At 51.9% G+C, this 15,747-nt stretch carries 13 protein-coding genes and 1 pseudogene; 6 read left to right on the top strand and 8 right to left on the bottom strand.

Going from position 1 to position 15,747, the window contains the following annotated elements; genetic code table 11:
• Window positions 1–350, bottom strand: a pseudogene (locus BST81_RS02790) (ISKra4 family transposase); the annotation flags it as partial.
• A 130-nt stretch (window positions 351–480) separates the two neighbouring features.
• On the opposite strand from BST81_RS02790, the gene BST81_RS02785 reads away from it, so the two are divergent.
• Window positions 481–3,138 carry an EAL domain-containing protein gene (locus BST81_RS02785; RefSeq protein ID WP_075597021.1) on the top strand — a complete coding sequence of 886 codons (2,658 nt, stop codon included), beginning with the start codon at window positions 481–483 and terminating at the stop codon, window positions 3,136–3,138.
• On the opposite strand, the gene BST81_RS02780 is transcribed toward BST81_RS02785, so the two are convergent.
• Window positions 3,132–4,106, bottom strand: a complete 975-nt coding sequence (locus BST81_RS02780) for a M48 family metallopeptidase (RefSeq protein WP_075597020.1) — start codon at window positions 4,104–4,106, stop codon at window positions 3,132–3,134. The genes BST81_RS02785 and BST81_RS02780 overlap by 7 nt on opposite strands.
• 46 nt (window positions 4,107–4,152) lie before the next feature.
• Window positions 4,153–6,225 (bottom strand): amylo-alpha-1,6-glucosidase, encoded by a 2,073-nt coding sequence (locus BST81_RS02775; RefSeq protein ID WP_075597019.1) that lies wholly within the window; start codon window positions 6,223–6,225, stop codon window positions 4,153–4,155.
• A 128-nt stretch (window positions 6,226–6,353) separates the two neighbouring features.
• On the opposite strand from BST81_RS02775, the gene BST81_RS02770 reads away from it, so the two are divergent.
• Entirely contained in the window at window positions 6,354–6,962 is a 609-nt protein-coding gene (locus BST81_RS02770) for a peroxiredoxin (protein ID WP_075597018.1), read from the top strand.
• Between the two features lie 91 nt (window positions 6,963–7,053).
• On the opposite strand, the gene BST81_RS02765 is transcribed toward BST81_RS02770, so the two are convergent.
• Window positions 7,054–7,632, bottom strand: a complete 579-nt coding sequence (locus BST81_RS02765) for a hypothetical protein (RefSeq protein WP_075597017.1) — start codon at window positions 7,630–7,632, stop codon at window positions 7,054–7,056.
• Between the two features lie 273 nt (window positions 7,633–7,905).
• Between BST81_RS02765 and dusB the strand changes: the two genes are divergently transcribed.
• Complete coding sequence (dusB, locus tag BST81_RS02760) at window positions 7,906–8,994, top strand: tRNA dihydrouridine synthase DusB (protein ID WP_075597016.1); 1,089 nt, start codon at window positions 7,906–7,908, stop codon at window positions 8,992–8,994.
• Window positions 8,995–9,169: 175 nt separating this feature from the next.
• Complete coding sequence (locus tag BST81_RS02755; RefSeq protein ID WP_075597015.1) at window positions 9,170–10,417, top strand: BMP family ABC transporter substrate-binding protein; 1,248 nt, start codon at window positions 9,170–9,172, stop codon at window positions 10,415–10,417.
• Window positions 10,418–10,462: 45 nt separating this feature from the next.
• Here the strand turns inward: BST81_RS02755 and BST81_RS02750 are convergent, their stop codons facing one another.
• Entirely contained in the window at window positions 10,463–11,038 is a 576-nt protein-coding gene (locus tag BST81_RS02750; RefSeq protein WP_075597014.1) for a DUF1176 domain-containing protein, read from the bottom strand.
• A 50-nt stretch (window positions 11,039–11,088) separates the two neighbouring features.
• Window positions 11,089–11,664 carry a hypothetical protein gene (locus BST81_RS02745; RefSeq protein ID WP_143780191.1) on the bottom strand — a complete coding sequence of 192 codons (576 nt, stop codon included), beginning with the start codon at window positions 11,662–11,664 and terminating at the stop codon, window positions 11,089–11,091.
• A gap of 392 nt (window positions 11,665–12,056) precedes the next feature.
• On the opposite strand from BST81_RS02745, the gene BST81_RS02740 reads away from it, so the two are divergent.
• Window positions 12,057–12,590 carry a hypothetical protein gene (locus tag BST81_RS02740; RefSeq protein ID WP_075597012.1) on the top strand — a complete coding sequence of 178 codons (534 nt, stop codon included), beginning with the start codon at window positions 12,057–12,059 and terminating at the stop codon, window positions 12,588–12,590.
• A gap of 101 nt (window positions 12,591–12,691) precedes the next feature.
• Complete coding sequence (locus tag BST81_RS02735; RefSeq protein ID WP_075597011.1) at window positions 12,692–13,087, top strand: VanZ family protein; 396 nt, start codon at window positions 12,692–12,694, stop codon at window positions 13,085–13,087.
• 30 nt (window positions 13,088–13,117) lie between these two features.
• Here BST81_RS02735 and BST81_RS02730 read toward each other — a convergent pair whose 3' ends face one another.
• Complete coding sequence (locus tag BST81_RS02730; protein WP_075597010.1) at window positions 13,118–14,239, bottom strand: SpoIID/LytB domain-containing protein; 1,122 nt, start codon at window positions 14,237–14,239, stop codon at window positions 13,118–13,120.
• 183 nt (window positions 14,240–14,422) lie between these two features.
• Window positions 14,423–15,700, bottom strand: a complete 1,278-nt coding sequence (locus tag BST81_RS02725) for a hypothetical protein (RefSeq protein ID WP_171974647.1) — start codon at window positions 15,698–15,700, stop codon at window positions 14,423–14,425.
• Between the last annotated feature and the right edge of the window lie 47 nt (window positions 15,701–15,747).

The following is a 15,747-nucleotide window of genomic DNA, read 5'->3' as shown; positions in this document are numbered from 1 at the left end:
TTCCGCTGCTCGTTCGTACGACTCATTGGCACTCACCAATAAACAACACTGCTCCAGGTAAGGACTCCAGCGCGTGTAGGCTTTCACCTCCAGAATTTGTGCCTGCTTCTCACTCAAGCGCAGTCGTCCGATGATACTATCGAGCCTGCGCTTTCGTCCACTCGTGGTGCCGCTGCTTGTTGCAATAAAAAATCCCCGATCTCTGGACCGACGTGTTCCAGCAGATGCCCTCTCACTGCTGCCTCAATCCCTGCCAATGTTTTCACTTGCTCCGGGTCGGTTTCCTCGTATAGCAAGGCGGCAAGGGCACGGGCGTGGGCTTGAATTTGGGCTTTTTTCTCAGGGTCCATAAGCGTGGTTGACCAAAGCAGGAATGCTCAAAGTTTAGCGCGCTCTTTCAAACACAGCTCTAAGCACTTATACTCATCGCAAAAGTGGGATGCACTCTATGAATCACTGTTTAATTGAGCGAGGATGGCAATGCCAGACAGGAAATATAAAACCATTGTCGGAAATATTTCCAGACAAGAAAGTCTGTTGAATCGAATTACAAATCGCATTCGTCAGTCCCTAGAATTAGAAGAGATCCTGTCTACAGCCGTACTTGAAATTCGAGCTTTTTTAGATACGGACCGGGTCAAAATATACCGCTTCAGCCCAGATGGCAGTGGGGAAGTCATCGCCGAAGCGATCGAGGGAAATGCGCTGCCTTCCTTGCTAGGACTGAACTTCCCGGCAGGGGATATTCCTGAACCCAGCCGGGAGATGTTTATTAAAGCCCGCCAGCGGGTGATTGTGGATGTGGTGCATCAGCAAAAGACGGTCAGCAATCTGGATTGCACCCAAACCGGAAAAAATCTGCCTACGGCGGATATTCGCCATGCGATCGCGGACCCCTGCCACTTAGAATATCTCTCAAATATGGGGGTGCGATCGTCCCTGGCCATTCCGATTTTGCACCAGCGCCAGCTCTGGGGATTACTGGTGTCCCACCACTCACAACGGCGCACTTTTTCAGAGCAAGAGCTACAACTTGCACAACTTCTGGTTGATCAGATCTCTATTGCGATCGCCCAATCCAATCTGCTGGAACAGGCCCGTCAGTTGGCTGAATACGAGGCCACCCTTAATCGCATCAGCAGTCTCCTCCACTCTCCTCTGAATATGGCGGAGATTCACCAGAGCGTTTTAGAGGAAACCGTTCTAGCCCTGGATGGATCTGGAGGCAGGCTTTATATCCATGCCGATTCGATCGGTCAGCCCGCCCAACTCTACACCTGTGGAGAGCAACCCGAAATTCCCTGGCTTGAAGAAGATGCCAGTTGGGAGCAATTAATGCATTCCCAGGGGTCTGAACGAGCATCCAACCCGCTTTTAGGAGATGTGAAAGCCTGGGATATTGCCCAAACAATCATGCGAGCCCAGGTGGGTCAGCCCAGCTTCTTTGCCAGTAAACCCCTCAGCCTCCCCTACCTTTACTCCATCTCCAACCTTTATCAGGATGAGCGATTTCACCTTCTGGCTCCGACCTTTCAGGCCACTCAAATTCGCTCTGTATTAATTGTTGCTCTGCAATATCATCAGCAATGTGTAGGCTACTTGACCGTATTCCGTCATGAAATCGAAACTGAAACCCTCTGGGCTGGACGGGACAATCTTGACGAGCGCAACGGACGCCCCCGTGCTTCTTTTGCTGCTTGGCGGGAGATTAAAAAAGGTCAGGCCCAGACATGGACTCAGGATGATGTGAAATTAGCCCATGCCCTGGGGATTCACATCTACATGTCCGTAATGCAACGGCGCGTTGAGGCCATGATCCGTCATCAGGCCTCCCATGACCAGTTAACCGGGTTGCCAAACCGTCTGTTCTTGAACGATCGTCTCTCCCTGGAACTGATCAACGCCCACCGACAGAACGAAGTCCTGGCTGTTCTCTTCCTGGATCTGGACCGGTTCAAAACCATTAATGACACCCTGGGACACGCCATGGGAGATCAATTACTCCAGAGCGTGACCGATCGGCTCCGGGGTTGTCTGCGGGAAGGGGATTTTATTGCCCGTTGGGGTGGGGATGAATTCACCTTGCTTTTACCCCAGATCACTTCTCCGGAAGATGCCACCCATATCGCCCGCCGGATTCTCCATGCGCTCAGCCAGACATTCTGGTTTGAGGACCATGAATTTTACGTCACTGCCAGTATTGGCATTGCACTGGCTCCTTACGACGGAGAAGATGTGGAGACTCTGCTCAAGAATGCAGACACCGCCATGTACCGGGCCAAGCAGCAGGGCAAGAACAATTACCAGCTCTATACATCAGCAATGAATGGAACGGCCCTGGAACAGTTGGTGCTGGAAAACAATCTGCGGAAGGCCCTGGAACGGGAAGAACTCATTCTGCATTATCAGCCCCAATTGGATCTGAATACAGGCGAGGTGATCAGCATGGAAGCCTTAATCCGCTGGCAACATCCCGAACTGGGGCTGGTCCCCCCCAGCCAGTTCATTCCCCTGGCTGAAGAAACGGGGTTGATCTGCCCGATCGGAGAGTGGGTGCTGAGATCGGCTTGCCAGCAAAATCAGGCCTGGCAGATGGCGGGTTTACCTCGCTTGAGAGTAGCCGTAAACATTTCCGGTCGTCAATTTCAGCAAAAGAATCTGGTTAAAACAATTACCCAGATTCTGGAAGAAACTGGCCTGAATCCAGAAGATCTGGAGATTGAAATCACGGAAAGCGTTGCGGTGCAGGATGTGGATTTCACGATAGCCATTCTGCAACAGCTACGGGATATGGGCATCCATGTCGCGATCGATGACTTCGGGACAGGCTATTCCTCCCTCAGTTCCCTGAAGCGCTTCCCGCTGAATACCTTAAAAATCGATCGCTCTTTTGTGCGCGATCTGGCCTCTAACACCTGCGATGCTGCGATCGTGCGAGCTGTCGTTAGTCTGGGACAGGGGCTAAATCTACAGGTGATGGCGGAAGGGGTAGAAACCCAGGAACAGATGATGGCCCTCTGCAAGGTCGGCTGCACCGGCGTTCAGGGCTACTTCTTCAGCAAACCCCTGCCCATCGATGCAGCAACCCTGTATCTTCGCTCCTATCAGGTTAATTTGCGTTGCCACACAGGTCACTGATTGCGCCGGATGCGATCGATTTGCTGCTGCAGTTCCTCAATCTGACGCCGCAGGGTATCCACCTCACCCCCTGTTGCCGGGGTTTCATCCACCGGAACATTGACTGCACCCTCAGCCTCTGATCGACGATAGTTCCCGGCTCGAATCTGACGATAATCCTCGGAGTTAGCCCAATCCTGCAGATAGGTGACCCGCTCAACCGTGAAGGGGTGAGAAATGAAAACCTGGGAGGAGATATTGTTGTACAGGAGGAATTTATAAACCTGATTGAGCCCATCCTGATCCAGTTCCTGATAGCGCTGGGATTGCCGAATAAACTCATCCAGACTGAGTTCATGACCGTGACGGGCACTGCCACCAGCCATTTTCATCAGGGTATACAACACAGGGTTGAGATCATCCATCACCAGCAGAGCTGCCCGATCGGCAGAAAGTTCTGCTTTTCGCAGCCACTCATAAAACGCCATGATTAATCCCGTCGAAATCAGACTGGTCAGGCCAAAGGTCATGCCAGCTAGTCCAAAAATCAGGTTAATCGCCCAGATCCCCATCTGCTTCAGGGTGGTATGGCCACATTTGATATGGCCCAGTTCATGGGCCAGGACCGATCGCAATTCAGCCTCGGTCAGCAGATCCATCAGCCCTGTATTTAGCACCAGACAGGGCTTTTCCTGCCCCATTGCAAAAGCATTGGCACTGGGATCTTGCGACACAAACAGGACCGGCTCTGGAAAAATATCCAAATCCCGCACACATTCGCGAAATAGTTGATATAGGTTGGCATACTGGCGGGGACCCACTTCAATACTGTTCCCCATCAGAAAGACATTACGGGGGCGTTCGTAAATAAATTCCATGAACTTGCGGGCCGCCAGATCAAACCCTGGAACACTACGGAGGGCTTGCTCAGCCTGCCGATCGAGGGGATGGCGAAAGGCTTCACTGGAAATGCCAGTATAGGTAGGCATAGAAAAAAAGGGATAATCAGGTTTCTACGTCCAGGTTAGACGAGAATCAGGGAGGGTGCCCAGCCTCTTCCTGCAGTTCCAGCAGACAGCGCATGATTTCAGCCACAGACCAAGCCTGGGCGATCGCTCCCTGGGGAGTATGGGGGAAGTCTCCGTCAAAAATTTCTGAAATAGACCCCAGGCAACCCTGCTGATTCAAATGATCGAACAATGGCTGCCAGTCAAAAGGCAAAGGCTGGCCATAAAATCGGTTCCAGGCACGACCAAACGGCCCCAGTAACCAGCTCCAGACCGTGCCCTGGTGATAAGCCCGATCGCGCTGATAGAGATCACCAGCATAGGTTCCGACATAGGCCGGATTGCTGGGGTCGAGACTGCGTAGACCATAATCCGTCAGGAGTCGATCTCGGGCTACCTGCAACACCAGCCGCGCCTGCTCAACCGGAAAGCCACAATGATGCAGGGAAAGGGCAATCACCGCATTAGGACGGATCGTGGGATCGGGATTATCATCCGGCGCGATCGTGTCATAAAAATAACCCCGATCCGGATTCCAGAATTTACCCAAAGAGCGTCTGACCTGTTGAGCATGCTGAGCATAACGACGGGACTGATTGGCCAGGGCAGTTGGATTAATCTCCGTTTCAGTTGCAGTCTGACTTAAATGATCAGCCCACTGCCCCACCCAACAGAGCGCCGAGTACCAGAGGGCGTTAATTTCTATTGGTTTACCCCGACGGGGCGTGATCGGTTGTTGCTCAACGATCGTATCCATCCACGTCAGGGCAACGTCCGGATCATTCCAGGTCAACAGACCATCTGCCGCATCGACCCGAATGTTATAGCGCGTTCCTGCCGTCAAACTCTTATAAATCCGCTGCACGATCGGATACTGCTGCACCAGGAACGCCCAGTCCTGTGTGGCTTCCAGATACAACCCCAGAGCTTCTATCCACCACAGAACCGTATCCAGACCATTGTAGAACGGCAATGTCTGATGACTGGGCAGGCTATTGGGAATCAAACCCTGATCTCCGTAACGGCTGAAAGTTTGCAGCAATCCTTTAGCCAGAGCAAAGCGATGGGTGGCCAGGGTCAAACCGGGCAAGGCAATCAGGGTGTTCCGGCCCCAGTCGCTAAACCAGGGATAGCCAGCCATCATTGTGGGACTATTCGTCGAAGCCCGATAAGCCATGAATTGGTCCCCAGCCCTTAGCAGGGGCCACAGCTCTGTCTGCTTCGCTTTTGGCAAAGCTCTATAGCAGGCTCTCAGCCGTTGTTCCTCTGTTTGTAACGCCTGCTGAAACGTCTGGTCATTTAAGGGAGAAGAGGAATGATGAGGTAATCCCACCCTGGCTTCCAGGGTCAGGGTCATTTCAGGTTCCAGGGTCAGCGTCAAATACCCAGGACTGTACAGATCTTCGTAATCCCCTAATCCCCGGCGATTCTCTTCCGGGTAATAGTAGTTCCAATACCAAAGGCCATCAGGCTGATACTCTCCCAGGGTCCAGGTAAGATGCCAGGGAGTGCCAATCCGATCGGGAGCAATCGCCTGCAGGATCATTTGCCGATCGCTAACAACCTGAGAGAAATGGAGATCAGGCTCTACTTTTTGTTGCTGATGGAAACTGCGATCGCCCATCAGGATACGCAATCGCAGCAGAGCCGCACACCTTCCACAATAGCGATACTGAATCAGGACGCGATTCGTAAACCCGAGGGAGGAAGCAGGCAGGGTCGTCAGTGCCCAGGCATCCGGAGCATCCGTCTGCAGTGCTTCCAAGCCATAGGGCATGAGAATCTGCCGGGTCAGGTTCCAGTCCCCCTGGCTCCAGACCCAGGTTGGCACAGGGCTAATCTCAAAAGATTGGAGAAAACGATAGCCCCGAGGCGAAACACTATCGTCTACCCAAAAGTTGGTTCCTAACGCAAAAACCTCTCCTCCTAATTCGAGACTGGCCTCCAAATGCGACAATAACAACGTGCGTCGATCGGGGGGGTCAAGGGCGGCAATGAGCCAACCATGATAGGTGCGGGTGCGAGCATCACAAACAGTGCCACAGGCAAAGCTCCCCAAACCATTCGTCAGCAACCACTCGCGCGCATCCAATTCAGCCATGCTACCTCATGCTCAGCCCCTGATCCTGGCTTACCTTTACTCAAAATCATAACGAGTATGATAAAGTCTTAACAGTTCGTTATACCTGGCGACGCAGTAGAGAAAAGATTACTCAGGAGTATAAGTTCATGGGCTACACTTCACAAGATTGGCTGCGTGTTGGTCAACAAGCTCCCGACTTCACCGCAACCGCAGTGATCGATCAAGAATTCAAGGAAATCAAGTTGTCCGATTACCGGGGTAAGTATGTTGTGCTGTTCTTCTACCCCCTGGACTTTACCTTTGTTTGTCCAACTGAAATCACTGCGTTCAGCGATCGCTATGAAGAATTCAAAAAGCTGAATACCGAGATCCTCGGTGTTTCAGTGGATAGCGTCTTCTCCCATCTGGCCTGGATTCAAACCGATCGTAAGTCGGGTGGTGTCGGCGATCTGAACTATCCCCTGGTGGCTGACATCAAGAAGGAAATCAGCGCTGCTTACAATGTGCTCGTTCCTGAAGAAGGCATTGCCCTGCGGGGTCTGTTCATCATCGACAAAGATGGCATCATCCAGCATGCCACCATCAACAACCTGGCTTTCGGTCGCAACGTGGATGAAACCCTGCGCACATTACAGGCAATCCAGTATGTCCAGTCTCACCCCGATGAGGTTTGCCCCGCAGGCTGGAAACCTGGTGATGCTACCATGAACCCCGACCCCGTGAAGTCTAAGAACTACTTCGCAGCGATCGGCTAAAGTTCAAAATAAAAGAGGGACGTAACTCATTACGTCCCTCAAGCAAATACATGGAGATTAGAGATAACAAAAGATCAAAAATAACAATGGACTATTTGTCAGAATCCGCCTGCTCCAGATTAACCAGAGCATACCGAGCCACAGCAAGGCTGAGCCGAGCCCGCTCAATTTCTGACAATTCCATCCAGGGTAGGGGACGAACTGAACCCAGAGAAGACTCCACAGCCTCGGATTCCGATCCTCGCATGGCATAGGCCAGGGGGCGAGCCATAACTTGCAGATCGTCTTCACCCCAAGCAGGTAAAACTTCTCGAACACAATGCACCAGTTGGTCAGCCAGGGAAAGATTGGCCGCAACAACCTCTTGAGCCTGACGGACGATAGTCTCCAGCAAATTGTGGGGCATCCGGGCTGCAAACTTCTCGATCAGGGATTGCCGGGTCCAGAGCTGATTCAGGTGAGCCACAAATGACTGGGACCGGTGGGCAACTTCGTGATGGGACCAGTCATCCAGAGAAAACTGTTGCTCCAGTTGAGCATAGTAGGCGTCGCTTGCAGGATCGCTAGGGTTCCAGGGATAAGTCACCTGATCAAACTCCAAGAGTGCCCGTACAAGCTCTAGCTCTGATTGGGACTGAAAAGATTCACGACGATTAAATTCACTTGACATAAAAGCAACTCCTGAAGGCATCAGAGTGAGAATTCTTCAAACAGGGAACCTTATTGATAGGCAGAACTACAGGAAACTGATGAAGAATTCCGAAAAGTCAGCCATCTCGATCTCAAGTTCAACCATTGGGTAGAATTGTACGACTTTCAGGGTTGAAAGAGATTTCCAGACTAAAAATCACCTCAGTAAAGACCTGGTTTGGCTCATGGCTATCTTAATAGGGATAGCCGTTTCGTACAATGAATACAGTTCGTCAGTAACGGTTTTAGATTTATGGTCTCCCTGTCTGCCAGCCTCCGCGATCGACTCTCCACCCCTCTCAAAATCGGCGCTCTGGAGGTACACAGCCGGGTGTTGCAATCCCCCCTATCTGGAGTGACCGATCTGGTATTCCGTCGTCTGGTGCGGCGTTATGCCCCTGATTCCATGATGTATACCGAGATGGTCAATGCAACGGGCCTCCACTACGTCAAACAACTGCCCAAAATCATGGAAGTGGACCGGAACGAACGGCCTATCAGTATTCAACTGTTCGACTGTCGGCCTGACTTTCTGGCCGAAGCAGCCCAGATGGCCGTAGAAGAAGGTGCGGATACGGTAGATATCAATATGGGTTGCCCCGTGAACAAAATTACGCGCAATGGGGGCGGGTCTTCCCTATTGCGCCAACCTGAACTAGCCGGGGAAATCATTCGATCGGTGGTCAAGGCAGTCAATGTGCCCGTCACCGTGAAAACCCGTATCGGATGGAACGACAGCGAAATCAACATCCTGGATTTTGCCCGCCGCATGGAAGATGCTGGAGCCCAGATGATCACGGTGCACGGTCGGACTCGCGCCCAGGGCTACAACGGTCCCGCTCGCTGGGAGTGGATCGGACGGGTGAAAGCAATTCTTTCGATTCCCGTGATTGCCAATGGAGACATGTTTTCCGTGGAGGCAGCCATCACATGCCTGGAAATGACTGGCGCAGATGGGGTCATGTGCTCGCGAGGCACCATGGGTTACCCTTTCCTGGTGGGCGAAATTGATTACTTCTTCAAAACCGGCCAGTTGAAGGCGCAGCCAACTGCCATTCAGCGCCTCCAATGTGCCCGTGATCACCTGCAGGCCCTGTGGGAATACAAGGGTGATCGGGGGATTCGCCAAGCCCGCAAACACATGACCTGGTATGCGAAGGGGTTCCCTGGTGCTGCCGAACTACGAGGACAGTTGTGCCTGATCGAAAACCTCGCTCAAGGTCTGGAGCTGCTTGATCGCACGATCGCCCGTTTGGAGCAGGGGGATCCACTCGAAACCCCCGAACAGGAAAATCGATCCACTAACCAGCCTCTGGCACTGTTATCAGGCGTAAACCATTAATTCCTTCAGACCCAAAAAACCGACAAGTGCCCATCCCTATCGCCTCCCTAGATTCATCTGGCGGACAGTCACATTCAATACATTTCTTCCCAGATTGATCGTTAACAGTGAAGAGTGCGATCGTGCAATGGTGTGAGAGGCAATTTTGTGTTTGAACGGGTGAAATTCTAAAACTATGAAACTTGACCGCATTCAGCGTCCAGTAGCGCTTGCTATTCTGGGATTATTTTTCGCAGCCTGTAACCCAACAGCCCCAACCAGTTCCAGCAGCCCTGCCTCTACAGAATCTCCAGCAAGTGGAGCCAGTGACAAAGACTACACTGTGGGGATGGTCCTCGTAGGGCCACGGAATGACGGTGGTTGGAACCAGGCCCACTTCGAGGCCACCAAATTCGTCATGGAAAAAGCCCCAGGGGTAAAGTTTGAGTATGTCGATAAGGTTAATCCGAACGATCGGCCCAACGTTAAAGGATCCCAGGTCGCCGACGATTTAATTGCCCAAGGGGCTAAGTTCATCATCTTTAACTCAGATGACTTCAAGGATGATGCGCTGGAAACAGCCAAAAAACACCCGGACATCACCGTGATTCATGCTTCCGGTGATTATGCCTGGAAAGAAGGGAAGAACTTTAAAGATCAGAAAAATCTGGGGAATCTGATGGGGCAGATGGAATACGGCAAAATGATTGCTGGTTGCACCGCCGCCCTGGCCACGGAAACAGGCAAAATCGGTTATGTAGGCCCCCTCATCCAGGACGAAACCCGTCGCCTGGTCTCTGCGGCATACCTGGGGGCCAAATATTGCTGGGAGAAGTATCGGGGCAAGAAACCAGAAGATCTCAAGTTCAAAGTCACCTGGATTGGCTTCTGGTTTAATATCCCTGGTGTCACCCTGGACCCCACCAAAGTTTCGGACGATTTCTATAACGGCGGGTATGACGTGGTCCTGTCTGGACTGGATACCCCGGAAGTTGCCGTTCAGGGGAAAAAAGCAGCCAGTGCTGGCAAGAAAGTGAAATTCTTGCATTATGACTTGAAAACGGGTTGTGATCTGGCTCCAGAGATTTGCCTGGGCAGCCCCTATTTCAACTGGGGGCCTTCCTACCTGGATACGATTCAACGAGCCAAGGCAGGCCAATACGCCGGAGAGTTCGTCTGGTTTAAGCCCGATTGGAAGGATCTCAACGGCGCTGAATCAGGCGTTGGCTTCTCCTTTGGTCAGGCCCTGGGAAAAAACCAACAACAAGTGGAGACGTTTATTAAAGGGTTAGGCGACGGCAGTATCAATCTCTTTCAAGGCCCCCTGAAGTTCCAGGATGGGACCGATTTCCTGAAAGCAGGAGAAACAGCCACCCCACAGCAAATCTGGTATATGCCCCAGTTGTTGCAAGGAATTGACGGCTTAAGTAATAAATCCAAATGAAATCAACTGTAGGGACGGGCGATCGTGATCCCTCCCTGCAGGGTTTCATGGATAAATCACCGGATATTGATCGGGCTCAATAAAGTTTCCATCACAGGCATACTTGGCCTGAAATTTTTTCAAGACCAGGACATCGTTTTGAAATTGATAAGTCCCCAAAGTGCCACAGTCACCAATGCCACGATATTTATTGAAAATGACCAACTCCCGAGTTGCGGAGTTATAGGTCGGCAAGCCCACGATCGCATTGGAATAGGTGCGCGTTCTCTTGCCTGCATCTTCGTCAAAAAACAGGACCTTCAGAGGCTTCGATCGTATTCCTCGTGAAGTTTCAGTATACAGGTAATACTCATAACCTCCCTGGTAAGCCGCCAGAAAGCACATCACCTGCACAACATACTTGCGATCGCCCACTCTAAAGAACTGAGAGTTTTTCAAACTCTCAGCCTGAAAGCCATCCGGACATTTCTTCAGTCTGCTCACAACTTTGAGCTGGTAGGCAGAAAGTTCCTGCGATGCAGTTTGAGCTGGCACGACTGCAGTTGAGAGAATGGCCACAAGAACTGACAGGGATACGATCGTCAACTTCTGCATGGATGGAATACCAAATGGGAACAGCATTGGCTATCGGAACAATCCCTGGAAAACCAGGCAGGATTCTGTCCTTACGTCTATTTCAAGAGGAAAGACAAACTCTGGGTAACTTTCCCCCCACCAATTTTGTCGTAAACGGTCATCGACACGGTATAGGTTCCAACGTCAGTTTCTGACGACGTATTGACGTTGCCGAACAGGGTGGGCACCGTATCGTCGGGCAGGGTGACTCGTCCTTTCTCTCCCAAAATCCCTTTCTGAGCGGCCCGGATACCAGTCACATCCCGGACTTCTATCTCCATCTCGATCGCATGTTTGCCATCTGCCCCTTTTTTAAACTTCCCCACATCATTCAGGACCAGAAAAATTGTTTCACCACGATCGAACAGGTCATTGGCTGTTACTTCCATATGGACGGGTTGACCCGGTTGAGCCGTGTTCCTGGCCAAGGCAACTTTACCCACTTTCAAGGAGTGAGCCGCCCCTTGAGCAGTTGTGGAGACAAACTGGCTGGGTAAAGGCTCAACTTGTATGGGAGCTGGATTCAAGGCCCTGATCTCAGTTGAGTTGGCCCAAACAGGGCTGGACATCATTAATCCAGAGACAATCATGATCAGGGTGGCGGTTATAACCAGAAAAACTTTTCGCACCATTTGATTTCCCATCCCTGTTGTTTTCACATCCATAGCCAAGGGTGAACCCTTCCAGATTATCCCTCTCTCCAGGAATCAGGATGTGATTCCAATCTCAATTCTTGAAAGTTAGCCAAATATCCAACTTGATTCCAGAAGCAGGATACCTCCAGCGATCGCCCGTCTTTCACCAGGCAGAATGAAATCCGGAATGCCGCATTTTTAACCCCAGATCAATCCAGATCCTTATCTGCTAGAAAGAGATTTAAATTTCCCCCTAATCGGGTGATTTTTTAACTATTATTGGCTGCCATGTGCTAACTTTGATGCCTGTTTATGACGGGTTATGCCAATTTTATTGCCCGATTAAATCTACTAACAGGGGTCTGTTTTTGGGTATGAGGAGCAAGCATATGAAAAGTTTCAACCATCGAGTCTTTCAGGTTGGTCAGAATATTCTAGTGGGCGTCTTCCTGTCCATTGGGTCCACAGCTACAGTGCAGCTCTCTGCATCCGCCCAACCCGCCTATGGCAGCTATATCGGTGTAGGGCCATCCTTTGGGGTAACCCAGGGAGGAGCCATCCACGAAGGGCGTCAGATCGCCGCCGTGGTTGCCGCTCGCTACAAGTTTCTGGAACTTCCCCTATCAGCTCGGGTGCAGGGCATGTTCTTTAGTGGCACCACAGCTATCATTCCCACCGTTTCTTACGACATCCCCTTAAACTGGCAAACGGATGTTTACATCGGAGCTGGTTATTCCTTCTCTGATGGAGGCTCTCCCTCTCCTGTAGGCAACCGGAGCACCTTCGTCATCCAACCTGGGATTGACATTGTTCTACCAGGAAGTGACTTTGTCATTTTCGGGAATGCCATTTATGCGATCGATGCCTACAAGAGTGGTGGCGGAGCTGTCGCTCTTCAGGGAGGCGTAGGTATCCGATTTTAACTGACTGACTCCGCTGCCATCGGGAATCACTGACTCCGATCCTGTTTTACAGAGGGTAATGACCCTGTCCTATGGGATCGAGTCAGCGTAGGAGATTGGACATGAAGCGGTTAAATTCTGGCCACGATGGTTTAGCAAGTTATGGGTGGGTAATAACCTGCATCGCCTATTGTGGCCTGCTGTTGGGCATTTGTGCCTTCGCTTACTTGGGAATTCTACCAACCCAATTGGCCCAAATTCCGTTCTACGACACGATCGGCCATTTTGTTCTTCTGGGTCTAGCCTCCTATTTCATCCATCAGGCCCTCAACCATCGCCGGGTCAGACTCTTTTCCCTTTCCCTGCCTCTGGGTCCTCTGTTAGTAGGATTGTTCGCAACCTCTGACGAAACCATTCAGGCGCTGTCTCCCCAGCGCACCTTTAGTTTGACTGACCTAGCTGCCAGTTTATTGGGCATCTTGTGCTTTTACTGGCTAGCCAAGCGCTCAGCCCGGTAATACCAATTTCAACTAGAGGCCAGGAGAGGTCTATGGCTGATAAGGTTTCAGTTGGGCCAGCGTTGTCCCTGGATAGTAATTTCCCAGGATCTGGAGGTAGCTATATCCCTGAGAAGCCAGTTTTTGGGCTCCTTCCTGACTCATCCCAACACCTTTGTGAGCTTCCAGCACCAGATCATCCGAAGCGGCATACAGGGATTCAACCACACCGCCCCGATAGCTGAGCACCTGACCCGTTGTTTGCAGGACAGCCTCACGAGTTGAGGGGGCCTCACTGTCCAGCCCTTTGTAAACCTGAAAATATTCATCTGAACCAATCTGATAGTAGGTTCCTGCTGGCCGAATATAGTGAACCAGTGCGTAGGATCGGGCCGCTACCGCCTGAGCCTTCAGGGCCTCTATAGACCAATCGTGGTACATTTCGCTGCCTACCACACTGGGGAGGTAATCTTCCAGATCAACGTGATTAACCGCCACGATACTATCCTGAATCAGGACCAACCGGACCCGCCCCCGATACCAATGTTCTCCGACAAAGACAAAGCCCCCTTCGCTAGCTTCAATCCAGATCGAGGTTGGAGCGTCCCAGGAGTTCAGATTTATGCCTTGAGAACCCGGTTGGGCATATACCGGTTGCATCGCCTGCATCCCACGCAGCACCCGGCCTGAATCATCGACCACAATCCCCTTCGTAGAAGTACTAACTGGCAGAACGGCCCCTTCAGCGACCTTGACCTGCAATTCCAGGGTTGGGCCAACCGGTGCAACAGCCTGACGAACAACTGGGGTAGGCTGGACCGATCGCTGAGCATTCATCTGCTTTTGAGATTGTCCTGACTGTCGAGCCACAGCAGATCCTACCTGCCCCTCCTGCCCGATCTTGCGCCCTTGCTGAGGGAGCGCGGAATTCGCCGCCAGAATCTGACCATTCAGGGTGAACAGGGTTGGGGCGAACTGAGGGACCGCCATCCACTCGGTCAGAACACTAGCACTTAAAGCCTTGAGCGACTTGCCAACGGGCTGTAAAGGCTGGGACATTGACTCAGCCAGGACCAGGGGTAAAAGTAGGGGGAGGGATAGGACTGGAACCGACCACGGACCCAATTTCTTGAAGATCTTAAAAATGCGGTGCTTGGCAAGCGGGCGAAACATGCACGATCCTCACTCAAGGGGGTTTCAAAACTTCCGAACCGGTTCTAATAAACAGCCATTACTCGGTAACGGCTAAAAACTCAATTAAAATTCACAAAATCATCCTCATTAAAGCACAGCCCTCTGGCAATGGGGTAAAGTCATTCCGTTCTCTGACTGTTTCAAGAACTTGGAGGTCCGGAATCATGGGGGCGAGGTCAGCCGATTCACCTGTTCCACAAAATAGGCCTCCCGATACTTCAGTTGCTTAGCCAGAGCCAATCCCTGTTGATAAGCAACCCGGGCCTGGGCAAAGTCCTGGCGACTCAGATACACCTGTCCCATCTGGTCATACACTACTAGCTGACCATAAACGTTGTAGGACTGCCGCTCCACATCCAGCAGATATTGATAAATCCGGAGTACGGCCTCTAACTGTCCCTGGGTCTTATACAAATCAGCCAGTTTCTTTAACCCATCTGCAGCATAGCCAAACTGTTGCTGGGATAAAGCCAGGGTATAAGCCAGCTGATAAGATTCAGCCGCTTTGTCAAGCTGGTTTAAGCTTCGATAGTTATCCCCGATCGCCAATTGCAGGGGCGGGATCAAGGTAGGATTTTTTTGCTTTCGCAGGATGTCCACCAGTTGTTGTTCGGCCAGAATCGCCTCGGCGGGTTGGCGATTTTGCTCGTAGATATAGGCCAGCTTCAGCAGGACATCCACAACCGTTATGGGCTGGGATGGCTGTTCCGGTTTCTCAGCCATAGGCTGGGGAGGATGGTAGGGAATCACTTTCAGGGCAGGATGGGCTGACATCAGTTGCAACAGTTCCCGGTAGGTGGTCGCCGCATTTTCATAGGCAAACCAGTTCAGGTGCAGTTCTGCGATCGTCGTCAGGGCCGTGGCTTCAGCCGCCCGATCCTGACGTTGTCGGGCATCAGTCAGCAATTCCTGATAAACCCCCACGGCCTGATCTTTCCCCCGCACTTGCAGATATGCGGTTCCCAGTAACCGCTTCAGCGTCAGGCGGGTAGCCGGATCGGGTAAGAGATCGGACTGGGTCTCCTGCTGAATTTTCTGCAGTCGTTCCGTAATCAGCCGCACTTCCGTGGTGTCGCTCTCTCGCCAGGCAATATCCCCCACCCGACCTAACGCTGGGACTTCCACCAGAGGGCCTAGCGCCCGCCGGAGCCGTAATTCCCGGTTCCAGATCTCAAAAGCCTTCTGGTTATCTTTGGCTTTATGGGCGGCGATCGCCTGCAGATTTAACTGATCCAGAGCTTCCGACAGGAGACGCCGTTCCTGGGGACTGAGGGGGCGGGAAACCGGGGGATTGGGCAGCAGGGGATCGGGTCCGGTCATTTCCAGGGGATTGGGTGGAAACTGAGCGGGTTTATCCTGGGCCAGCCCTGGGCCAGCCCCCCCTACTACTGCGCCCACAAGAGCCAGATGGGCGATCGCGATCGTGAAACTCCTCCGCACCCGTGATCCTCCGATTTGAAATAGGATGCTGTACGCTTCCATCTTAT

The organism is Leptolyngbya sp. 'hensonii', assembly GCF_001939115.1.
Lineage (GTDB): Bacteria > Cyanobacteriota > Cyanobacteriia.
This window is presented reverse-complemented; position numbering and strand designations above follow the sequence as displayed.